This is a genomic window from uncultured Bacteroides sp., from assembly GCF_905207245.1.
Taxonomy (GTDB): domain Bacteria; phylum Bacteroidota; class Bacteroidia; order Bacteroidales; family Bacteroidaceae; genus Bacteroides.
Window position 1 is genome coordinate 1 of record NZ_CAJLKP010000020.1, and the last position, 22,604, is coordinate 22,604.

A 22,604-nucleotide genomic window follows, 5' to 3' on the forward strand; every position below is an offset into this window, starting at 1 on the left:
TGTAGCTCGTCACTTATCGCGCTTCGCGCGATAAATTATCATTTATCAAACTTATTCTTGATAATCATATTTTTTGCGTACATTTGCAACACAAAAACGTCATACGACCACATGGAAGCATTAACATTCAATACTACAGAACAGGCGCTACTTGCTGCTGTCGGTATTCTTTTCATCATCCAACTCCTCTATTACTTTTGTCTTTACAACCGTATACATACCCGTAGCCGTGCCGTAAAGCGAAGTGATATACATTTTTCACAGGAGCTGTTACCTTTATCGGTCATTATTTATGCCCGCGAAGAAGTAGAAAATCTGCGTCGTAACCTGACCGCAGTGCTGGAACAGGATTATCCGCAATTTGAAGTCATTGTCATCAACGACGGCAATATCGATGAAAGCGAGGATTATCTGACCTTACAGGGAGAAAAATATCCGAACCTCTATCACAGTTTCGTTCCAAACTCTTCCCGCTACATCAGCCGTAAAAAGCTGGCTGTAACCCTTGGCGTAAAGGCAAGCAAATATGACTGGCTTGTGTTTACCGAAGCAAACTGCCTGCCCGAAAGCAATCAATGGCTGCGCACAATGGCGCGTAACTTCACTTCACGTGCACAAATTGTATTGGGCTACAGCGGATATGAACGTGGCAAGGGTTGGCTGCATAAACGGGTATCTTTCGATAATCTATTTAATTCCATGCGCTATCTGGGCTACGCACTCGCCGGAAAGCCTTACATAGGCATCGGACGTAATATGGCATACCGCAAAGAACTGTTCTATGCTCAGAAAGGGTTCTCAGCGCATCTCAACCTACAGCGTGGAGATGATGACCTGTTTATCAATAAGACCGCCACGGCGGAGAATACCCGTGTAGAAACGGATGCAAATGCAGTTGTACGGGTGCAACCTGTTAATCGCGCCAAAGACTGGCGCGAAGAAAAAATCAATTATACAGTAACAGCACATTTCTACAAGGGGATACAACGTTATCTATCGGGATTTGAAACTACTTCCCGCTTATTATTTCATGCTGCATGGATAGCTACGCTGGTAATAGGAATATTGAATTTCCACTGGCTGGTGGCAGGCATTGCATTCCTGATATTCGCCCTGCGATATACAATGCAAGCCCTCATCATTAATAAAACGGCAAAAGATTTGGGAGAAAAGCGCCGCTACTACTTCACGCTTCCGGTATTCGATATATTGCAACCAATGCAATCTCTCCGCTGGAAGTCCCATTGCTTGTTTAGAAAGAGAAACAACTTTCTAAGGAAATAACAGCTTTCCCAATGCCACACTTGAATAAAACAAATGCCACACTTCACGGAAGATAAAGTGTGGCATTTGTTTTATTCAAGTGTGGCATTTCAGTTGTTGAAGTGTGGCATTGGGAACAACGAAGTGAGGCATTATTCGTATCTCATTGAATTGGCCGGATGAATGCGTGTAATGAGATAAGAAGGTCCTAAAAGCATCAGAACCGACGCCAGCAAAGTGCCGATATTCAATAAGAGGAAAAGCAAGATATTGAAAGACACCGGAACGGTATCCATATAATACGTCTCAGGGTTGAGTTTGAAGATACCAAACCACTTCTGCAAGAAATAGAAAGCCAGTCCGATGGCATTGCCCCACAACATTCCTTTGCCGATAAGGAAAACAGAGAACCAAAGAAATACTTTGCGAATGGTAGTATTGTTTGCACCAAGAGATTTCAATACGCCAATCATAGAGGTACGCTCAATGATGATTATCAACAAACCGGATACCATAGTGAAACCTGCCACACCGACCATCAAAATCAATATGACCCAGATATTCACATCCAGAATGCTAAGCCAAGCAAATATCTGCGGATTAAGATCTTCGATATTACGCACACAGTAGTCTTCTCCGTATTTATCGGTTATTTCGTTCATATCGACCGCAATCTGATAGGTTGTTGCTTCCAAAGCGTCATAATCATATATCTGTAGTTCTGCGCCGCTTACCTGTTCCGGCTCCCAATTATTAAGACGGTTCACGAGGTATAAGTCAGTCAGAAGGAAAAGATTATCGTATTCAGAGAAGTTAGTCTGATAGATGCCTACAATTTGCAAACGGCGTGCACGGATATCATCCTGTATATAATAGGTATCTATTTTATCCCCTAATTTCAGTCTCAGCTTCGTAGCAAGCGCTTTGGAGATTATCACGCGATTGGAAGAGGCCGTATCACTGAACTGAGGCAATTCACCTTCTATCAGATGTTCACGGAAGAAAGTAGGGTCAAACTCAGGCCCCACACCTTTCAGCACCATACCTTGAAAGTCCTCTGCAGTCTTTATCATTCCCGGTTTGGTAGAATAGCGCTGTACATGCTTCACTTCAGGATAGCTGGAAAGAACGGAAACAATACTGTCATTCACTACCACAGGACGCGTCTCATAAGAACGGGCCGCATCCGAATTGGTAATCTGAATATCCGAACCGAAACCTACGACTTTACCACGCACTTCACTCTTAAACCCGACTATCACCGACACCGTGATAATCATCACTGCCAAACCGATAGCAACACCTATCAGGGCAATGAGTACGGCAGGACGGGAAACTTGCTTTCCGGGCTCCGAATTGCGATAGATACGAAGGGCGATAAAGCGGGATAGATTCATGCTTATTATTTTTTTAGAGACGGATTACGTGGTGGTTATACGCTGATAAATACTGTGTAATCCGTGTAATCCGTGAAATCCGTCTCTAATTCAATATTACTCAGTACGTCCGGGATACGCTTCCAAAGCCTTTGACAGGACAAAGAGAGCACGGGTTAAATCCTCCTTCTTCAGCACATACGCTATGCGAACTTCGTTGCAGCCGGAACCGGGGGTAGTATAGAAACCGGAAGCAGGTGCCATGAATACGGTTTGTCCTTCGTACTCAAAGTCGGAAAGACACCAGGCACAGAACTTATCGGAATCATCCACAGGAAGTTTTGCAACTGTGTAGAAAGCTCCCATAGGAATAGGTGAATATACACCGGGAATGCGATTCAGCCCGTCTATCAGGCATTTACGGCGCTCTACATATTCGTCATAGGTATCGCGTAAGTAATCTTCATCAGCATCCAGAGAAGCTTCGGCAGCAATCTGCCCAATCAAAGGAGGGCTGAGACGTGCCTGGCAGAATTTCATCACAGCACTACGGATTTCCGCATTCTTCGTTATCAAAGCACCGATGCGGATACCGCACTCAGAGTAACGCTTGGATACGGAATCAATCAGCACCACATTATCTTCTATGCCTTCCAGATGACAGGCAGAGATATAGGGGGAACCCGTATAGATGAACTCACGATAAACCTCATCGGAGAAAAGGAACAGGTCATACTTCTTAACCAAATCACGTATCTGGTTCATCTCACGACGAGTATAGAGATAGCCCGTAGGGTTATTGGGATTACAGATAAGAATAGCCCTGGTGCGCTCATTAATCAGTTCTTCAAACTTCTCTACTTTAGGAAGCGAAAAGCCTTCTTCTATTGTAGTAGCGATAGTACGGATTTTAGCACCGGCAGAAATGGCGAATGCCATATAGTTAGCATAAGCCGGTTCGGGCACGATAATTTCATCACCCGGGTTCAGGCAAGCCAGAAAAGAGAACAACACAGCCTCCGAGCCGCCGGACGTAATGATAATATCGTCCGCCGTCAGTTTGATATTGAACTTATCATAATAGCCTACCAATTTTTCGCGGTAACTGCGGTATCCTGCACTGGGACTATACTCCAGTACTTTACGGTCGATGTTGCGTATTGCGTCAATCGCGACTTGCGGCGTGGGCAGGTCGGGCTGTCCGATATTCAGGTGAAATACATGTACTCCCCGTTGTTTTGCTGCATCAGCCAGAGGAGCCAGCTTTCTGATAGGAGATGCGGGCATCTCCATCCCACGGATAGATATTGTTGGCATGTCTAAGAAATTACAATTTGACAAATTACAGTTAACGATTGATGATATACTTTCATATCTATGCAATCAGAGGTGCAAAAGTAACACTTTTATTGATACAAAGGGAAAGCATTGGCAAAAAAGTTTAAAAACACTATCTATGACTTAAAAGATAGTGGTGGTTTCAAAAGAAATTGTACCTTTGAATATCGTAAATCGTTAAATCGTAAACCGTATATACTAGCATGGTACTAAACCTGATAACCTTCGCATCGTTGCTTCACAAGCAAGCATCCGTTCTTGGTTCCCATGAACTAATCCTAAACGAACTGGAGAAATATTTTACTGTAAACCTTGTGTATTATCAAGACATAGACAAACTCACCAAAGATGATTTCTGTCTGCTCTTTATTGCCACAGGTGGTGTGGAGCGATTGGTTATCCAGCGTTTTGAATCTCTCCCCCGCCCTGCCATACTGCTGGCGGACGGCATGCAAAATTCACTTGCTTCTGCTCTCGAAATCTCATCCTGGCTACGCGGCCGGGGCATGAAAAGCGAGATTCTGCATGGAGAACTACCCGAAATTATCAAACGTATCTTTGTTTTGTACAGCAATTTTAAAGCCCAACGGACACTATCAGGATTACGCATCGGCGTGATAGGTGCTCCTTCTTCATGGTTGGTTGCCAGTAATGTGGATTATCTCCTGTCTAAACGCCGTTGGGGAATTGAATACACGGATATTCCTCTGGAACGTGTTTATGAGCATTATAATCAAATAACAGACGATGAAGTGGGCGAAGCTTGCGCCACTTTTGCAGGCAAAGCACTGGCTTGCCGTGAAGCGACACCGGAAGATCTGATAAAGGCTATGCGGTTGTATCGCGCCATAAAAAAAATTGTAGACGAAGAGAAGCTAAGTGCCGTCACCCTGAGTTGCTTCAAGATGATAGAGCAAACCGGAACCACCGGCTGCCTTGCCCTAGCTTTATTGAATGATGAAGGCATCATAGCAGGGTGTGAAGGTGACCTGCAATCGGTATTCACCCAACTTGCCATAAAAGTACTGACTCGACAACCGTCTTTCATGGCGAACCCATCCATGATAAATGCCCGTACCAATGAAATAATACTGGCTCATTGCACCATCGGCATCGCACAGACCGAGCAATATATCATCCGTAGTCACTTTGAAACAGAAATGGGTATCGGTATCCAGGGCATTTTACCTACAGGGCACGTCACGGTTGTAAAATGTGGCGGTGAATGTCTGGACGAGTATTATCTAAGTACAGGCACATTGACGGAAAATACCAATTACATCAATATGTGCCGCACGCAGGTACGCATCAAGATGGATACACCGGCAGAGTATTTCCTCAAGAATCCATTAGGAAACCACCACGTGTTGGTACATGGAAATTACAAGGTATTGCTGGATGAATTCTTGCAGGCAAATGGATGTAAACGAATAGAATAAGGAGCTTACTCATTACTATCCGGCACGCGCACTGTAAAGCGGGTGCCTTTCCCCAATTCAGAAGTTACTGCTATCTTACCACAGAAACGTTCTACGATGGTCTGGCAGATACTCAGTCCCAAACCGGCACCTTGAGTAAAGCTGTCTACCTTATAGAAACGTTCGAATATACGTTGCTGGTTTTCTTCTGAGATACCGCTTCCGGTGTCTTCCACAAAGAAAACAGTATAACCTGGTTCATCCGTCAGATAGCCAAAAGTAATAGAACCATGGGTAGTAAACTTCTTGGCATTGTTGATGAAGTTATTAATCACCTGCTTCAGGCGGACAGAGTCTGTGATTATTGATTTACTTTCGTTTTCAGGAACTTTCATAACCAACTCCACTCCTTCGGGCATACTCAACCGTTGAGAATCGTATATTTGCTGCATAATAAAGTTCAGATTATATCCTGCAAAGCGAAAATCCATTGAACCGGACTCAATGCGCGACAGGTCGAGTATATCATTAATCAGCGCAAGTAAAAGGGTGCAATTGATATTGATAGTATCTACAAACTGTTTTACTTCTTCAGGAGTGAATGCATCTATATCCTTTAGCAAATCGGAAAAGCCGACGATGGCATTTAAAGGAGTGCGTATCTCGTGGCTCATGTTAGCCAGGAAAGCTGACTTTAATGTATCGGCCTGCAAAGCACGGTCACGGGCAGCTATCAGTTCTTCTTCCGTATTCTTATAACGTTGGATGCTCTGGCAAACACCCAATACCATATAAGGTGCTTCCGGACTCAAACCATTATAGGAAGTACTGCGGAATTCCCACCATTCATATTTTCCTTCCGCATTACGCATACGGAAATTCATACGGGTATCCAACTCATCTCCTTTAAGAATAACATTGAAATGTTCCTGTGTCTGTTCCAAATCCTCCGGATAGATGAGAAGCTCCAGTTCCTTCCGGAGAATAGTGAGCTTGCCCGGAAGTCCGAAATGGTCGAGCAACGCACCGGCAAAATGGAAGCTGGCTGTACGTATGTCATACTGCCAAGGGTATACGGAACTTGCATCGATTGCCAGATCAAAGAAGCGCTTATGCATTTCTTCCTCGGATATATTACGGCAGCAAATGGCCATACCTGTCATTTTATTCTTCGAATAGACAGGTACCACTTCACCGGAAACAGGAAAATAGGTTCCTTTGTGAATCTCCTGCATGAAAGCTTTCGCCGGAATAGGGATTACACGACGCTCAGTCCTCACCTGTTTCAACAAAGAGGATAGAATGTTTTCTCCATTACAAAAGATATGAAAAATAGAACCTGCCATCTGGCCTTCATAATACCGAGCCGTATGAACCTCCGGATCAAGCTCCAGCATAAGCATCAAAGCACGGTTAACGAAGTGTATGCGAAAATCAGTATCATAAGTTATCAATCCGTCACGGATGGAGCAGAAGATATTATCGAACTCATCACGTTGTTCCACCAAACGGTTCTGAATAAGCAAACGTGTTTGCGCATGCATACGACGTCGAGACTCATGGCGGTTAAGACGGTAAAGCCAGATGACCAAAAAGATCAATGCTCCCACGATGACAGAATAAAAAAGGATGAACCACCCACGGTAGCGTTCCATCAAAGGGGCATTCAAGATAATACCATTATCACCCACTTTATCAGCGTTTACCCTGAAAAACTCTAATTGTTTATAGTCATAAAGTATCTTACCTGATAAATCTGAAATTCCCACTACGGAAGGCATGGCTCCCTGCAACACTTGTGCAGCACATCGTCCGGCGGCATATGTACTTTCATAAGGCGCCATATCATGAACACCGAACACTCCGTTTGTCAAGGCAAGGCTTTGTCCCGCAAAAACCGGAGCTTTAGAGTTCTTTCCTATAAAAGAGAGAAAAGGAGTCCATTTGGGAGCAACGACAATACGGTTATAGGCATTATATTCATAGCAAATGGAGGAAATGACAGGATTAGGAGCTTGTGCTTGCACATTCATAGTTTTTAATGTGTACTCAGGATGTTTTTGCTGATAACCGGCCCAGACACGCTCAAATTCAGCAACTCCCTTGAGGCTCAAAAGACTGCTGTCTGAAACGCAAACAACCTCTGTGCGGTGTGGGAATATACGACGGGCGTTTTCAAGCAAATATTCGAAATCAATTTTAGAGGTATATCCACACACATTAGGCAAACTCGATATCAGTTTATCGTTAGGATACTTTATACCCGATATGACCACCGGCAACTTATAAGGCAAAGAGTCGCCACAATGCATCAAGGTATAGAAGGCTTCATCACTTGCTGTAATAATAAGGTCAGTGTTTCGCTGACGTGCCCGTTCACAAATACGTCGCATAATGACACACTCGGAAGCAAATGTCCAGTAGTCCGCATCCAAATACTCGGCAGTGACTTTCGCTTTCACACCTCCACGTGCCAGTCCATCGCGCACTCCTTCGGTCAAATCATTGTTCCAGGGCGTACGGTGATTATATGATTGGATGAAAAGGACGTTATATGTACGTTCTGCGGCTGAAAAGTGTCCGGCAAACACAATGCAGGGAAACAGGCTGATTAACATAACGAGGAGTAAGCGTCTCTTCATATCTGAATTTTCTTCTGTTTGAATAAATGTGCTTTTTCCTCGCAAATATACGCATTATATTGAAATACAGAACAGAATGTGCCTTTTCTTTTTACTCATCATGCAAAGCCTCGGCCGGATGTACCCGCATTGCCCGTGTAGCCGGGAACCAAACGCCAACTATCACCATCAACCCCATGAGGAAAAAAGTAGATAATGAAACAATGGCAAAGCGAACTCCCGTAGCATCAGCCTGTTCGGTCATCGTGGCTTCTGCCATCACCAGGTTAGCACAGATAATCAGAGCCGGAATAGCAGCCAGAACCAATAATAATAGTCCTTCGCCCAACAATTGTCCAAATATCTTCAGACGGCTGCTTCCCATCGCCATTCGTAAAGCAATCTCGCTGCGGCGGTGGCGCGTACGGAACCAGAAAGTTCCCATCAATCCTACAAAAACATTGAAACTGAAGAAAACAGCAATGAGCTGTGCACTACGGATATATGGGGTAATACCTTCGGCAGCGTCACGCTCAGCTTTCTGCTCATCATAGCTGCGGACTTCAAACAGGTAGAACGGAGCAATCTGCAACTGAGGTGTCATATCACGAAAGAAACGGGTGGCAAAATCGTCTGTGTCTGCTTCGGGACGCACGCGAATGGAAAGAAGGGGAAGAGCTTGCATCCGGTAAAACCAGTCCGGCATAGGGGCTAGAATGAAAGGTTCGTAACGGGCATAATCATCGCTTTTCTGATGGCTGCATACGGCAACCACCCGGTAGCGAAGACTGCTGCCGGAATAATAATCAAAGAATTCCTGCCCCAGCACTCCTTTGTCGGTATGGAAAAGACTGTCTGCCATGTCCGGTGTGATGACGGCAGGCAATGGAGTGTCAGCAGGATTCCACTCGTCCGAAGCAAAGGGCAGTGATGAACCGGAAGAGTACTCGAAGGCATCCATATTCCCGGCGAACTTACCGATGCCTTTTTCTATCGGAATACGCATCACTTTGAAATATTCAGGAGACACATAACGAATATTGGCCTCCATCACACTAACGCTATCCACGGTATATCCTTGGAATACAGTATTCCGGGTATAAGCATCGGAACCCAGCCAGATACTGGCGCTTTCTATGCCCGGATATTGTTTGATCCGGCGGAAAAGTTCTTCCATTGGCTTAAACCAGAAATCTTGCAAGCTGTCTTCGGACGAACAGAGCACAAGCTGCTTGGGGTTGGTGGAAAGATGGAGCTTGTATACATGTTCCATATCATAACCTTTGGACTGTTTTTCGGCGTAAGTAAAGCCGTAGAGCATATCAAGGCAATACCACAGCAACACGAACACGATTAAGAGTTCGGCAAAGAGCCAACCGTTTGCACGACGCTGGTTCCAGATTTGCGTCAGAATGGATTTTATCATAAAGAGTTTTATTTAGTTCAGGGTTTCATATTATTATTCTCCGCTGATGACTTCCGCTATCGGTCGACGAGTAGCATTCCATGCCGGAATGAATACGGACAGCAAATTGAAAAGCAAGCACACACCCACTGCGCTCAGGAGCACCGTAGGACGAAGGAAGAGCCAGATGCTGACTTCAAAGTTACCTTCCGTGTAGCCACCTGCCAACATCCAGTCTTTGCCCAGCCACAACAGCAGACATGACAACAAGAAGCCCAGCAATGCACCAATGAACGCCAGCAACATATTCTCAAGAAGCAATTGTCCTATCAAAGTAGAACGGCTGGCACCGTAAGCTTTACGTACTGCAAGTTCGGACAGGCGACGGGACATTTGTGAAGAAATCAATCCGCTGACGTTGATAGCCGGCACAATGAGCAGGATTAATCCCAGAATGATACACGTTACAACAGGGCTCAGAAAATCATCACGGAAGAACTGACGCTCCGTATAAGTGCTCAGGTCAGGAAGCGTTAATTCATATTCAGTAAGCGAAGCATTCAAACGGTCGAGCGAGCTTTCTATCTGCAACTTCATCTCTGCGGGGCTGACATCGGGCTTACACAATACCATCGCTTCAAAACCACCGCGCAAACCTTCACTTCCCCAGTCCGGATCCTTAGTATAGTAGGGTGTCCAGACTTCACCATAGGCAAAGGTGAAAAGCGAACTGACATCTTCGGTGACGCCCACTACACGTTTGGGGTAGAAGCCCACGAAGTAGTTCTTACCCAACGCTTCTTCCGCCGAACCGAAGGCTTCACGCGCCAGACGTTCAGCGATGACAACCACATCGGCACAAGCATCAAATTCCTGCTGGTCGAAAGGACGGCCTGCAAGAAAACGAATATCATACAGACGCCAGAAATTCAGATCGACACGTCTTCTTTGGCAACGGCGACCTTTCTCGGGTGAAACCCCGCAATATTCCATAGGAGAATTCCCCATATAGGTGACCAGTTCCGCGCCGGGCAAATCGCCGAAAACGCGACTGGCAGCCTGATAGGACATACCTGTGTTTGAATTACTATGATCGGCCTTGCGGAAGCTGTAGCCATAGGAGGAATAGACCATACGGTCGCGATGCGACTCAGGACGGATATTGGCTGTCTGGATGTCATAGACCATGTAAACCACCATGACAAAAGCAATGCTAACTGTTGTACCGATGATGGAAACAGCACTGAAAAAGGGATTTTGCCGTATAAGTGCAAGTATTTGTCTGAAGATCATAAGTATATCGTTTTATGAAAATAATACTACTCGTCGTGCAACGCCTCGGCAGGCTGTAATTGCATGGCTTTATAGGCGGGATACCAGATGCCGACAACAATCATCAGCGCCATTAGTAGCCAGGTAAGTACTGCTGCAATCAGGAACCGGTCGACAGTGAACTGCATTTTGCTAATGTCTACCAACTCGGCAATACCCACATTGAAAGCAATCAGCAGAGCAGGAATGGCAGCAACCGATAATAGCAACAGCCCCTCACCCATCAGGCGTAAGAACACACCGCGGCGGCTGGAGCCCATCGCCATGCGCAACGCCACTTCACGGCGCCGGTGTTGTGTACGGAACCAGAAAGTACCGATGACACCCAGAAATATATTCAGCATCAGGAAGAAGAGGATGCAAAGTTGAGTCTTCACCTCGTTCACATCTTCAAGCTCCCGGACATAACGGATGTCACTGAAAGGAAGCGCATCGAGCAAGTATACATTGCCTATCCGGTAGAGACGGTCGGCGTCCTCCATCAGCGCATCAATGAAATCATGGTCCGCATCGGGTGAAACGCGCAGGCTGACCTGGACGTAACGCACATTGCCCAAATCATTAACAAGAGCATCCCTATTCAGACTACGACCGATAAACGCCCCACCCCACTCACTCGACGTTTCAAAGTGGGAACTACGTACAGGAGCGGCAATGGCGGCAATGCGCCGATGATAACCACGGTCGGGATAGGTCAAAGAAACTTCCTTGTTGAGCAAGGAACGGGCATCATACATATTCAGTTCAGAATATCTGTCAGTGACATTGGAAGTGACAACCAGAGTCTGATCGGAAGTAGCGGCAGCGAGTTTATCCGCATCCCCACCATCAACAGTGTGATAACGGAAAACACGATAGAAATCCGGGTCAGACCAAACCTGGTGGGCAGTGACACATATAGTATCCTGTAGATAAAAATATGCTCCACTACTCCCTTCATTATATGGGAAGCAGTTTTGTGAGACAGTAACACCTTCCACACCGGGACGGTGACGTAAACGTTCAGTAATCTCAAGCAGGGCATCTACATCGTCTTCGGCTGTCAGAGCCGGATCGTATAATGCAGATTTAGGAGTCAGGCTATTGAAAGACAGATTGTAGCAATGTTCCGTATCGAACCCCATCGGAGCGTGATAGACACGTGCAGTGACCGTAACCCAGTCAACAATATACCACAGCACTGCAAAAACCAACAGTAACTCTACGAGCAGGAAAAGATTGCTCCGCCATTCATTCTTTATTTGTGTCAGCAAGTTCTTCATATCTATCTTTGATTAATAGCGTCAGTAATATTCATCCGTGAAGCACGCCATGCAGGAATACCTGCGGAAAGTATATTCATCAGAAGGCAGAATGCAAATGCTGCAATAAAAGCCCACGGTGACAGCAACATCCCCGGTGTCAGTGCAGTCTCGCCACTCAGGGAGGCGTTCATCGAATTACTGAAAAGGAAACCGTTCAGCACAAAAGTAGCCACGTAACTCAGTGCCAAGCCAACAATACCTGCCAGCAACGTCAACACCAGATTCTCAAAAAAGACCTGACGCATCAATTCGCCGCCTGTAGCGCCGAAAGCCTTACGCACTCCAATTTCAGCCATACGGCGACGCATGCGCGAAAGAGTCATACCGGACAGGTTAATCGCCGGAACAAGAAGCAGAATGATAACAACAATAGCATAACGCAGCATCACTCCCGAAACATCAGGTTCTGCATACCAACGGCGATAAAGATAAGCCAGTTGCGTATCGGGCTGTCCGCGATAAAAGACTTCGACATCTTGCAATCCGTCATTATACTTTTTACGCAATAACTCCGTTTCTTCACGAATCGCATCAAAGTCCGCAGATGAACGGGCAAGGATAATGGCATGCATGGGTCCCATTGTATCATTCTGCCAAGACATAGCTTCCGCACCCGCAGCAGTATAAGGCACCCATATCTGTGCATAAGCAGCCGTAGCAAGCATAGAGACATCAGCAACCACTCCGGCAACGGTATAGTCGACATAATTCAATTGCACAGTACGCCCCACTGCATCGGTAGTACCAAACAGCCTGCGGGCAGTGGTGGCATCCAGTACAGCACGCGGTAATCCGGCATCACAGTCAGCCTTGGTAAACGGCGCGCCACTCAGGAAACGAAAACTGAAAATCGTCCAGAATGATTCATCGGTTTGCACCATATCTGCCGTTGCCTTCGGTCCAGAAGGGACAGAAGCACGAACTTTATCAACACCACTGGCCAAAGTTACAGCTTCGGGCGTGGTCAATGCACGGAAACATTCGCGACCCGTACGCACGGACATGGAAGAATTAGCGGACTCATTATCTGATTTGCCTTTTTGTTTCACAGACATATAAGGAACATAAAGTGTACGTGAGCGATTCACTTCAGGTTCACAATCCACGAGCCGCACCTGGAAAGTAATGACAAGCACCATAATCATGCAGATTGCCATTGCCGTACCTAACACAGACACCCAGGTAATGATAGGGTTCTCGCGCAAATGGTAGAATGCCTGAAGAAAATAGAGTCGTATCATAATATTTCGTTTTATCTTAAAACTTATTCGTCATGCAAGGCTTCAGCCGGCTGTACCTTCATTGCCTTGCGTGCCGGAATACCGATGCCGATGGTAATCATCACTGCCATCAATACAAAACTAATACCCGCACAGAGCAATAACCGATCCCATTCCAGCGTCGTACCGTTACGCCACGAATTCAATTCCATGTGTGCCAGATTCCAATCAATAACCAGAGCAATAGGCGTAACAACCGCCAACAGCAACAAGCCTTCACTAAGTAGTCGGCTGAAGATGGCACGATCTGTTGCCCCGTGCGCTTTATGCAATGCAATCTCCGAACGGCGTTGCTGCGTACGGAACCAGAATGTTCCAAGCAAACCGAGGAAGATATTCAGCAGCAGAAATCCCATACCCATCACATAGTTGCGGATATTATTGGTCCATGCCTGCTGGAAATTGCGGCGTATATCGTGGAAGGAACGAATTTCCGAAATAAAGAGATTACCTACACGGAACTGGCTTTCGCTATCTTTCTTTAATTTCGTAATAAAATCGTCATCCTGCCCTTCGCGGACACGGACACAAAGTTCCAGACCTACATAGTAGAAGGACTGCTTAGCCAGGAAGCAATAGGAATAACGAGCTTGGTCGTAGTCATGATAGCGTACATCCTGCAAGGCAGCTCCCAGTTGATACGTTTTGGTCGTATCACCGAAAAGTTGAAAACGCTTACCTACAAACTCCGTCAGCTTACGGTCGTACTTTCTATAAAGGTTATCAGAAGCCAGAAACTCACCTCGTTCCAACATCTCCGCCAATTGTTCGGGTGTTTCACCACGTGTACCCTGATAACGGAAAACACGCACAAAGTCCGGAGTAACCATTCTACGGATAGTCCATCCGGGTGACTGAAGCGTATCATAACGCACCTCCCCACTACTATTGCTTCCATTATAAGGATAGGAGTTTTGCGAAAGGCTGACAGCTTCCACCTCCGGACGGCGGCGTAAGCGCTCTACCAATTCAGCAATATCCGCATGTGTGTCATCCCTACTCTTATCAGGCGTATAATCGGGACTCTTCGGTGTCAGTTCACCCAATTCAATGAGATAGCAATGCTCTATGTTGAAGCCTCGCGGTTCCAGGTAAGTGGCAGCGCGGGTATAAAGGTAGTCCACTACATACCACATCACTACGCTCACCACCAGCAGCTCCAACGCCAACCATAGGTTCGAGAGCCATTCATTCTTTATCTGTGTAAGAAGTTTCTTAGTCATTTCTTTCAGTGATTAATGTTTAGTGATGAGTGATTAATGCAGGCGTCCGCCTAATGCATTTACAATTCCTACTCTCGATGCACGCCATGCCGGAATACCTGAACTCAATAAGTTCAGTATAAAACAGAACAACAATGCCCAGCCAAAAGTGGAAGCATGTAACAATATGCTGGTATCTACTGCCGGAGGACTGAGTGTCTGACTGAACTCCTGCGCAAACAATAATGTATTACCCAAATAAGCAAATGCCACACTGAGCAATAGTCCCAGTACACCGGCCATCAGGGTCACTACAAGATTCTCAGCAATGATTTGTCCCATCAGTTCCAGCCGTGTACTGCCAAATGCACGGCGCACACCTATTTCAGCCACGCGCTGACGGAGGCGGCTCTGTGTCATACTACTCAGATTGATGGCAGGCACTATCAGCAGGATAACAAAGATTATCAGTCTTTGCCTGCGTGCCTGGTCCACGTCCGGTTCCAGATTGGCAGCAAAGGCTATTGCACTTTTCTCCTGGTCGTAGGGGCGGTTACGATAAATCAACTCGTAACCATCGGCACCAATCAATACATTATATTCCTGCCTGCGCCGCTCGGCTTCCTCGCGGATCGCATCGAAGTCATCGCGGTCATGTGCCAGGATAGTACAACTCATCATGCCCATGTGGTCATCACTCCATGTATCTTTCGTTATCTCTGTTGAGGTATAAGGCACCCATACCTGTCCGTATGCAGATGTGGCCAACGTGGAAACATCCTGCACTACTCCCACTACCTTATAGGGTGCATGGTTTAGCAGAAATTCACGTCCTTCAACATCCGTACTTTGAAACAGCTTCTTTGCCACACTTTCCGTGATAACCGCCACCGGCAATCCGGCATCGAACGTTGCCTTATCATAAGGCTTCCCACCGGTAAACGAAAAATCGAACACGCGCCAGAAAATATCATCCGTCTGCAACAGGTCGATACCTATGGAAGGTTGTCCCGGAAGGTTGACCGGAGTGGAGATCACCATACAAGTATAAATAGTCACCGCTTCAGGTGTCTTCAGAGTCTGGAAACACTCGCGCGCAGTCTTTGCACTCATAGGTCCGTTACTGCTTCCGCCCCCCCAATTTTGGTTTGTAATACTCATATAACGCACATGCAGAAAGCGGTCACGGTTATTTTCAGGAGCAAAAGGCGCTACCTTCACTTGTTGCATCATCACCACCAACATAATGAGGAAGATGGCAAGTGCCGTACCAGCTATGCTGACAGCACTGATTATCGGCTGTTGCCGTAGCTGCGCCCATGCTTGCGTAAAATATTGCTTAATCATATTATTTGCTTACAGTTTACAATGACCATTGTCACTCTCCTACTTTCAGGTTACGTGTATTCACACCACCGATACCCCCTTTTGAAATATCGGCTTGTCCGGCACGTCCGCTCAATGTAACACTACCTACACCTTCCATACTGGCACGCAAACGGTCACAATTCACATGAATATCAGCCTTGCCTACGCCTTCCATCTTTACTACAAGTGAATTGCACGTCAGATCTTCCACATTTACCTTGCCTACGCCTTCTATCTCAAACTTCACATCATCCAGTTTCAGAGCTTCATTGCAATTGAATGAACCGACACCACTGAATTTCACACTTTTCAGGTCGGGAGCAGTCAGGTAGATATTCACGCCTTTATTGCGATTGTTGTTACCATCCTTTTTATTTTTGAAACCGATAATGAGACAGTCATTCTTTACTTCTGTAGTCGTGGTGATGACATATTCTTCCCTTCCTTCTATTTTCAAAGAATAGTTATTGCCCTGCGTGAAGTACACTGTTGCTACGGACGTCACCTCAACAGAAGAGAAAGCCTCCACTTTACGAATTTCGCTAACCTGCGGGTCCTTTTCGTTAGCTGCATAAACTGTGCCGGCTACTGCGGCAAATAATAAACTCAGAGTTATAAATAAAGCCTTCATAATCTTTCTCATATTAATGATTAATACCAATTTATTTCTTATTCTTCATGTAATGCTTCGGCCGGCTGTATCTTCATCGCCTGCCGTGCCGGAAACCAAATACCAATCGTTACCATCAAAGCTACCAGCAGCCATGCTCCAAAAGAACCGAGCAGAAAGCGCAGGAAACTCCACTCTACAGGCCATGTGGAAATCAGTTCCGACCGTCCGACGGTAAACTCCGCTATACCTATATTATAGCAAATAATCATTGCGGGCAACGTTACCAATGCAAGCAGCAACAGTCCCTCGCCCATCAGCAGGCGAAATACCTGATTCTTTGTGCTACCCATAGCCAAGCGCAAAGCTATTTCACCACGGCGACGACGGGTACGGAACCAGAACGTTCCAATCAATCCCAGGAATACATTTACCAACAGGAAAAGCACTACAATTGCCTGGCTGTTCACCTTGTCCGTATCTCCGCACATGACTTCAAACTGCAACTGCTGTTCAGTATAAGGCACGGCATCGGCCACAAACAAATCGTCTACGTCCAGTCGCGGTGCAATCTCACGGACGAACTTCGCACGGTAGTCCGGGCCATCGGCAGCAGCTTTCACACGAAAAACGATTTGCGCCCAATTGTCGGCAAACCGCGTTTTAATCAGGTTTTCGTCCAGACGAAAGAAAAACCACGAGGCATCGCTTCCGTAACGATAGCTGCGGAAGGCTTCTATCTTTCCACCTTGCGTGACGACTGACGTGGTATCGCCATAGTAACTCAGCGGTGTATCCAGTGAGAAGGTCGGCATTCTCTTCTTGAAACGGTCCACAGCTGCCTGGCTCAGCATCACGTTGTTCTCCCCCGCAGGAGTCTTGGCAAAGGGGCGTTGCGGGTCGTCACTCATGCGGAAGACGTCGATATATCCGCCGGTAGTCAGGATAATGCGTGCATTCACTCCGATGGTGTCCTGCGCGGCCAGTGAGTTGTCGCTATTGTTTCCGCTCATCGGCAGGCTCCAGTAGCACAAGGCGGCCGCCTCAACGCTGGGTTCCTGCTCTAATTTCTGCAATGCACGCAGGTATCTGTCAGCATTCGTCAGGGTAGTGTCACTGGTGGCACCTCCTATAATTGTGGTAAGCTGGTAAACGTGGTCTATATTGTAGCCTAAAGGGCGGTAGAAAGTATACTTGAGGCAACCCAGCGAGTCGCAAAGGAACCACATCACGACAAACACCAGAAAGAGTTCAGCCAGCACCCAGCCGTTGCTGCGCAGGCGCGACCAAATCATGCGTAAATTATGTAATATGAATTTCATACGGTCTCCTTTTCTTATTTATCGTTCAATGCGTCCACAATCGTGCGACGGGTAGCAAGCCAGGCAGGCAAGCCCGCACTCAGCAGATTAATCACCAGGCAGAAAGCAAATGCCAGGACAAACACCGCCGGACTGAACAATGCGTCCATGCTCAGGCTGAAATCGCCCGCCGTACCAATGTTATCGCTGTTGGTAAACAACCACGTACGCATGGCATAAACAGCAAGGTAGCTGAATATCAAACCTACCACACCTCCTATCAATGTCAATACCAGATTCTCATTCAATATCTGACGGATAAGTGTACCATCCGTAGCTCCAAAAGCTTTGCGAACACCTAACTCACTGACACGTTGTTGCATGCGACTATTACTCAGCCCACACAGATTGAGCGAGGGCACCAGCAGGATAATGAACAGGGCGATTCCGTATTGCAGATAAAGCATCGGTAAGTTAGGTCCTATATTGGACCATACGTGGTTTACGTGCGCTACAATATTATCGGGTTGCTCCATAATGTCTATCTGCCTCTGCTCCAAACCGGCATTGACGTCTTTCACCCGTTTCTCGACTCCTTGTCTGATAGCTGGGAAATCATCAGGAGTACGCGCCAATACAGCAATAGTTCTGTTTCCGTTATAGCTCCACCAACCGGTCACGTTCAGTTCATTGGAATGGTACATGCTCCATACCTGCGCATAAGCATCCTTAGCCGTAACCGAAATATCTTTCACAACCCCGATGACGCGTACCACCTCCCTGTTCAACAACATCTGCCGTCCCGCCGCCTCCGTCGTTCCAAATAGCTTACGGGCAACAGAAGCGGAAATAACGACAGACATCATCTCTCCTCCCCGTTCCGCCTCCGTGAAACTTCTTCCATCAAGAAACTGTAGTTTGAAGATTTTCCAGAAATCGGGATCAGTACTCATGGCATCCACTTTCAAACGGTTGTTCCCATCAGTCAGAGATACCAGTGCCACATCTGCTGTACTGAAAGCCGTACAGGCTTCCACTTCCGGAAGCGGCTGTATACACTCCTTCATAAATGCAGCCGAAGGCTTGCCAAAGTTGTTCCAATCCTTATTCTCCTTTCCCTGTACATGCATAGCAGAGAAATAAAGACAACGGCTCCGGTTCACTTCCGGTTCCAGATCGGCATATTTCGTTTGCCAGGTAATCACGATAGCCATAATCATGGTAATGGCGAAAGCCGTACCTAATATGGATATAGTGCTCAATAACGGATTCTGCTTCAGAATCGTAAAGGCCTGACGAATCGTTTGCATCATTATATCCTTCCTTTCATTCTTTCATTTTTCATTCTTCCATTTGCTCCGTCATTCCACCTGACGACCGTCGAAGAAGCGTACTGTGCGACTTGTCTGTTTGGCCTGTTCTTCATTGTGGGTTACCATCACGATGGTGCGTCCGTCCTCCTTATTCAACTGATGCAGTAGTTCCATTACCTCAGCACCCATCTTAGAGTCCAGGTTACCGGTCGGCTCATCGGCGAGGATTATTTCAGGATTACCAATAATGGCACGGGCAACAGCTACACGCTGGCACTGACCACCGGAAAGCTGTGTCGGCATGTGGCGCATACGATGGCTCAAACCCACCTTTGCCAACACCTCTTCTGCCAAACGGCGGCGTTCTTTAGCGGATACCTTTCTATATAATAAAGGAAGTTCTACATTATCGAGTACATTCAATGAGTTAATCAAGTGGAAAGACTGGAATACAAAACCCAACTTCTTGTTACGGAAAGCAGCCAGTTCCTTATCCTTCATACCATCTGTACGGGTACCGTCAATCTCAATAATACCACTGGTAGGGGCATCCAAAAGACCTACAATATTCAACAACGTAGATTTTCCGCAACCGGAAGGCCCCATAATACTGAGGAACTCGCCTTTCTCTACTTCGAGGTTCACATTTTCCAATGCCACGGTTTCAATCTCATTCGTACGATAAATCTTGTTTATCTCAGTCAATTTAATCATAATGGTAAGTATTTAATTGTTATTAATTGATTCAATTCGCTATTTATTTGTTCTTCACATATATTAGTCAAATGATATGCCAAAAAAGACATATACTCATTATCAGCCAATTAAGTTCACAAGCATGTGTCCGAAAATGAACACCCTGTTCGTTTTCAGTTGTCCGCTCCTGTCCTATTCATCACGCAAAGCCTCAGCAGGCAATATCTTCGCTGCCCGGGTGACGGGTGCATAAGTGCCCAATAAAGCAATAATGAGCAGTATCACATAAGTCAGTATGCTGACTATTAAAAAATGCGTATACGGCTGATTTTGCCAATAAGCAGGATTTCCATTCTCAGTAGGATTGGCAAAGCCCACTGCATAAACACGATGAATTGTCAATGGCAGAGATACGATAAATGCCATCGTCACCAGCAACCATGCTTCCATAAGGAACTGATTGCAGATACCTTTTTGGGTAGCCCCCATACTTCGCATCAATCCTATGTCCTGTCTCCGCGCATTGCAACGTATCCAGAATGTGCCCACCATACCGAGGAATACACACAACAAGGCAAACCCCGCCAGTGAATATTGCAGACGCAAGGTATTCGTCACTCCACTTTCATTTTCATATTTGCGACGGATATCTGTAAAACGTCCTAACTTCGTAAAATAGAAATTACCGACGTTGAGTTGTGGAACTACTTCCGCTTTGAAACGTTTCTCAAAAGCAGCAACATCCACATTCGGCTTTAACCGAAAAGTCACCATATACATCCACTGAATCCAACTGTGACTTTCAATTTTGCCTCTTACCTGTATCAGCAAATTACCCGGTTGTTCATTAATCCGGTGTTTATAGTCCTGCAACACTCCCATCACCTCATGGAAAGTACTATCACCATATCTCACTTTCTTGCCTACTGCATCCGTGGTGCCAAAAAGCTCCTCTGCCATACGTTCGGAGACAAATACTCCCTCTCGGGCGGCACAATCTTCGGGCAAAGACATTACCTGCCCATTCTTAGCATCCTTCATGCCAAATGTGCGAAATACATCGCCACCTTCTGTCTGTATGAATTGGTAATATTGCGAATGCACCTTCAATGTGTCATTAAAGTATTGTCCGCCATTCCACGAATTACAATTTGGAAAACTTGCATTAGTCACCAAGGCAAAACTTTCCACTTCGGGACAGTTCTTCACCAGACGGGTGATGCGATACAGGTTTTCCTGTTTGATGGCAGTACTGTCCTGCGTCTTGTCATAGTTGCCATGCTGTTCGTCATAGTAGTCCATATAAAGAGCGTATGCCCGTTCCTCATCATAGCCGGGAGCAATAGCGAGATTAGACGTCAACACATAAATAGGATCAATTACCGTCCAGAGGAAAAAGCTCACGATAACCAGTTCTACAAATATCCATCCATTCTGCCGACGTTGATTCCATAGCTGGTGTCTTATTATCTTCATCATAGCATATTAACGTTTAGAGTTCAACGATTGAATAATAGTACGGCGCAATGCCCATACCGCAGGAATAAGCGCGGATATGAGATTAAGCAACACACAAAGTCCGAATGCCGTACAGAAAACCATCGGATTGAAAAGCATCTCGAATGAAAGGAAAGGAGTCTTCTCAACATCCGTATAACTGTCAAAAAGGGTCAGTATCCAATCGCTTGCCGTCAGCACAATCAGATAAGAAATCAGCAGGCCGAGCAAACCGCCGATGCAGGTAAGCAGAAGATTTTCCCACAGCACTTGTCCGATAAGACTTCCGTTAGTTGCACCATAAGTTTTGCGTACACCCAACTCAGCAAGTCGTTCATCCATACGCGAAGACATCATACCGCTCAGGTTCATGGCAGGAATGAAGAGCAGGGCAAGCAACATATAAAGATATACTCTCAACTCTGCTGCCAAGTCAGGAGCTCCGCAAGAATTCACCCGGAATGTACTGGTCCAGTAATCATCGGGTTGATCCATAAGGTCGTTCATATATTTAGGAGCTGCAAGATTAAACTTCCTGAACACCTCACGTACTTCTTCTTTCAGGGCTTCTTTATCCGTAGCAATAGGAGCCGTCATGTATATTTGCGTATTACCTACCAATTTTCCGGTATTGTCTGATACAATCCAGGAATTAAGCGTTATCGGCATCCACAAATCGCCAACGGAAGAAGGTGTAGCGGCAGAAACATCCTCAACTACACCGCAAATCCGGTATTCCTGCGCATCCATCTTAAAACGTCTGCCTACCACATCATCCGCAGCAAACAACCGCCTTGCCAAACTTACCGGAACAACCACTTCCCTGCGTTTTGCATCGACATCTGCTTGTGTGAAAGGCTTGCCGTACAGGAAACGAAATGTAAAGACCTGCCAAAATCCTGCATCCGTATAAAGCGGAGCGATACCGACAGGTTCATTGTTATCCGGAATTTCCACATAATTTTCGCGATAGTTACTTGATGTGGCACCGATAGCATCCAGGTGTGGCAAATCTTGCAACATTTTCACTACATCGTAACTGACACCGGAGCAGTTCCAACTCTTGTCATCATTCTTGGGATAAGATTTCATCATTTTCAGCACTATCATCCGGTCACGGTTATACTCCGGATATATAGCTGCAAACTTTACATAGAAGATGATAAACATTGTCATGGTGAGAGCTATTGAAAGCCCTGTACCCACCACATAGATACTGGTAAAGAGACGATGCTGCTTTATCAGCGTCCAAGCTTGTTTCAGATAAAGTTTAATCATAG

Annotated in this window: 17 protein-coding genes; 2 read left to right on the top strand and 15 right to left on the bottom strand. The window is 46.0% G+C overall.

Translation table 11 applies throughout. The features are described 5' to 3' along the window. Window positions 1–111 precede the first annotated feature (111 nt). Window positions 112–1,284, top strand: coding sequence for a glycosyltransferase (locus QZ135_RS08335; protein ID WP_294607786.1), 1,173 nt, complete (start codon window positions 112–114; stop codon window positions 1,282–1,284). 131 nt (window positions 1,285–1,415) lie between these two features. Here QZ135_RS08335 and QZ135_RS08340 read toward each other — a convergent pair whose 3' ends face one another. Both QZ135_RS08340 and QZ135_RS08345 read right to left on the bottom strand, forming a co-directional pair. After that, the gene (locus QZ135_RS08340) at window positions 1,416–2,660 is read right to left on the bottom strand and encodes an ABC transporter permease (RefSeq protein WP_294607788.1); all 1,245 of its coding nucleotides are present in this window, start codon (window positions 2,658–2,660) and stop codon (window positions 1,416–1,418) included. A gap of 96 nt (window positions 2,661–2,756) precedes the next feature. Continuing rightward, a complete protein-coding gene (locus QZ135_RS08345; RefSeq protein ID WP_294607791.1) occupies window positions 2,757–3,956 on the bottom strand; it encodes a pyridoxal phosphate-dependent aminotransferase in 1,200 nt (399 codons plus the stop codon). 224 nt (window positions 3,957–4,180) lie between these two features. On the opposite strand from QZ135_RS08345, the gene QZ135_RS08350 reads away from it, so the two are divergent. After that, complete coding sequence (locus tag QZ135_RS08350) at window positions 4,181–5,416, top strand: fucose isomerase (RefSeq protein ID WP_294607793.1); 1,236 nt, start codon at window positions 4,181–4,183, stop codon at window positions 5,414–5,416. 5 nt (window positions 5,417–5,421) lie between these two features. Here QZ135_RS08350 and QZ135_RS08355 read toward each other — a convergent pair whose 3' ends face one another. The 13 genes from QZ135_RS08355 to QZ135_RS08415 form a co-directional block, all read right to left on the bottom strand. Next, window positions 5,422–8,037: an ATP-binding protein gene (locus QZ135_RS08355; RefSeq protein WP_294607796.1), complete on the bottom strand. Its 2,616-nt coding sequence runs from the start codon at window positions 8,035–8,037 to the stop codon at window positions 5,422–5,424. A gap of 91 nt (window positions 8,038–8,128) precedes the next feature. After that, window positions 8,129–9,442, bottom strand: a complete 1,314-nt coding sequence (locus tag QZ135_RS08360; protein WP_294607799.1) for an FtsX-like permease family protein — start codon at window positions 9,440–9,442, stop codon at window positions 8,129–8,131. 33 nt (window positions 9,443–9,475) lie between these two features. After that, a complete protein-coding gene (locus QZ135_RS08365; RefSeq protein ID WP_294607801.1) occupies window positions 9,476–10,714 on the bottom strand; it encodes an ABC transporter permease in 1,239 nt (412 codons plus the stop codon). A gap of 26 nt (window positions 10,715–10,740) precedes the next feature. Then, complete coding sequence (locus QZ135_RS08370) at window positions 10,741–12,015, bottom strand: ABC transporter permease (RefSeq protein WP_294607804.1); 1,275 nt, start codon at window positions 12,013–12,015, stop codon at window positions 10,741–10,743. Between the two features lie 2 nt (window positions 12,016–12,017). After that, window positions 12,018–13,298 (bottom strand): ABC transporter permease, encoded by a 1,281-nt coding sequence (locus tag QZ135_RS08375; protein ID WP_294607806.1) that lies wholly within the window; start codon window positions 13,296–13,298, stop codon window positions 12,018–12,020. A gap of 23 nt (window positions 13,299–13,321) precedes the next feature. Next, window positions 13,322–14,560: an FtsX-like permease family protein gene (locus QZ135_RS08380; protein ID WP_294607808.1), complete on the bottom strand. Its 1,239-nt coding sequence runs from the start codon at window positions 14,558–14,560 to the stop codon at window positions 13,322–13,324. 33 nt (window positions 14,561–14,593) lie between these two features. Next, a complete protein-coding gene (locus tag QZ135_RS08385) occupies window positions 14,594–15,886 on the bottom strand; it encodes an ABC transporter permease (protein WP_294607810.1) in 1,293 nt (430 codons plus the stop codon). A 31-nt stretch (window positions 15,887–15,917) separates the two neighbouring features. Next, a complete protein-coding gene (locus QZ135_RS08390) occupies window positions 15,918–16,550 on the bottom strand; it encodes a DUF2807 domain-containing protein (RefSeq protein WP_294607812.1) in 633 nt (210 codons plus the stop codon). Window positions 16,551–16,576: 26 nt separating this feature from the next. Next, window positions 16,577–17,839, bottom strand: a complete 1,263-nt coding sequence (locus QZ135_RS08395; RefSeq protein ID WP_294607815.1) for an FtsX-like permease family protein — start codon at window positions 17,837–17,839, stop codon at window positions 16,577–16,579. Window positions 17,840–17,853: 14 nt separating this feature from the next. Beyond that, window positions 17,854–19,128: an ABC transporter permease gene (locus tag QZ135_RS08400; RefSeq protein WP_294607916.1), complete on the bottom strand. Its 1,275-nt coding sequence runs from the start codon at window positions 19,126–19,128 to the stop codon at window positions 17,854–17,856. A gap of 51 nt (window positions 19,129–19,179) precedes the next feature. Beyond that, window positions 19,180–19,845 (bottom strand): ABC transporter ATP-binding protein, encoded by a 666-nt coding sequence (locus tag QZ135_RS08405; RefSeq protein WP_009132126.1) that lies wholly within the window; start codon window positions 19,843–19,845, stop codon window positions 19,180–19,182. Window positions 19,846–20,019: 174 nt separating this feature from the next. After that, complete coding sequence (locus QZ135_RS08410) at window positions 20,020–21,306, bottom strand: FtsX-like permease family protein (RefSeq protein WP_294607816.1); 1,287 nt, start codon at window positions 21,304–21,306, stop codon at window positions 20,020–20,022. Window positions 21,307–21,312: 6 nt separating this feature from the next. Continuing rightward, entirely contained in the window at window positions 21,313–22,602 is a 1,290-nt protein-coding gene (locus QZ135_RS08415; RefSeq protein WP_294607818.1) for an ABC transporter permease, read from the bottom strand. Between the last annotated feature and the right edge of the window lie 2 nt (window positions 22,603–22,604).

Excerpts from the sequence above, each read along its gene's own strand:
- QZ135_RS08355 (WP_294607796.1), bottom strand. The coding sequence starts at position 8,037 with ATGAAGAGACGCTTACTCCTCGTTATGTTAATCAGCCTGTTTCCCTGC.
- QZ135_RS08360 (WP_294607799.1), bottom strand. The coding sequence starts at position 9,442 with ATGATAAAATCCATTCTGACGCAAATCTGGAACCAGCGTCGTGCAAAC.
- QZ135_RS08385 (WP_294607810.1), bottom strand. The coding sequence starts at position 15,886 with ATGATTAAGCAATATTTTACGCAAGCATGGGCGCAGCTACGGCAACAG.
- QZ135_RS08350 (WP_294607793.1), top strand. The coding sequence starts at position 4,181 with ATGGTACTAAACCTGATAACCTTCGCATCGTTGCTTCACAAGCAAGCA.
- QZ135_RS08410 (WP_294607816.1), bottom strand. The coding sequence starts at position 21,306 with ATGATGAAGATAATAAGACACCAGCTATGGAATCAACGTCGGCAGAAT.
- QZ135_RS08400 (WP_294607916.1), bottom strand. The coding sequence starts at position 19,128 with ATGCAAACGATTCGTCAGGCCTTTACGATTCTGAAGCAGAATCCGTTA.
- QZ135_RS08405 (WP_009132126.1), bottom strand. The coding sequence starts at position 19,845 with ATGATTAAATTGACTGAGATAAACAAGATTTATCGTACGAATGAGATT.
- QZ135_RS08395 (WP_294607815.1), bottom strand. The coding sequence starts at position 17,839 with ATGAAATTCATATTACATAATTTACGCATGATTTGGTCGCGCCTGCGC.
- QZ135_RS08380 (WP_294607808.1), bottom strand. The coding sequence starts at position 14,560 with ATGACTAAGAAACTTCTTACACAGATAAAGAATGAATGGCTCTCGAAC.
- QZ135_RS08340 (WP_294607788.1), bottom strand. The coding sequence starts at position 2,660 with ATGAATCTATCCCGCTTTATCGCCCTTCGTATCTATCGCAATTCGGAG.
- QZ135_RS08375 (WP_294607806.1), bottom strand. The coding sequence starts at position 13,298 with ATGATACGACTCTATTTTCTTCAGGCATTCTACCATTTGCGCGAGAAC.
- QZ135_RS08415 (WP_294607818.1), bottom strand. The coding sequence starts at position 22,602 with ATGATTAAACTTTATCTGAAACAAGCTTGGACGCTGATAAAGCAGCAT.
- QZ135_RS08370 (WP_294607804.1), bottom strand. The coding sequence starts at position 12,015 with ATGAAGAACTTGCTGACACAAATAAAGAATGAATGGCGGAGCAATCTT.
- QZ135_RS08390 (WP_294607812.1), bottom strand. The coding sequence starts at position 16,550 with ATGAGAAAGATTATGAAGGCTTTATTTATAACTCTGAGTTTATTATTT.
- QZ135_RS08335 (WP_294607786.1), top strand. The coding sequence starts at position 112 with ATGGAAGCATTAACATTCAATACTACAGAACAGGCGCTACTTGCTGCT.
- QZ135_RS08345 (WP_294607791.1), bottom strand. The coding sequence starts at position 3,956 with ATGCCAACAATATCTATCCGTGGGATGGAGATGCCCGCATCTCCTATC.
- QZ135_RS08365 (WP_294607801.1), bottom strand. The coding sequence starts at position 10,714 with ATGATCTTCAGACAAATACTTGCACTTATACGGCAAAATCCCTTTTTC.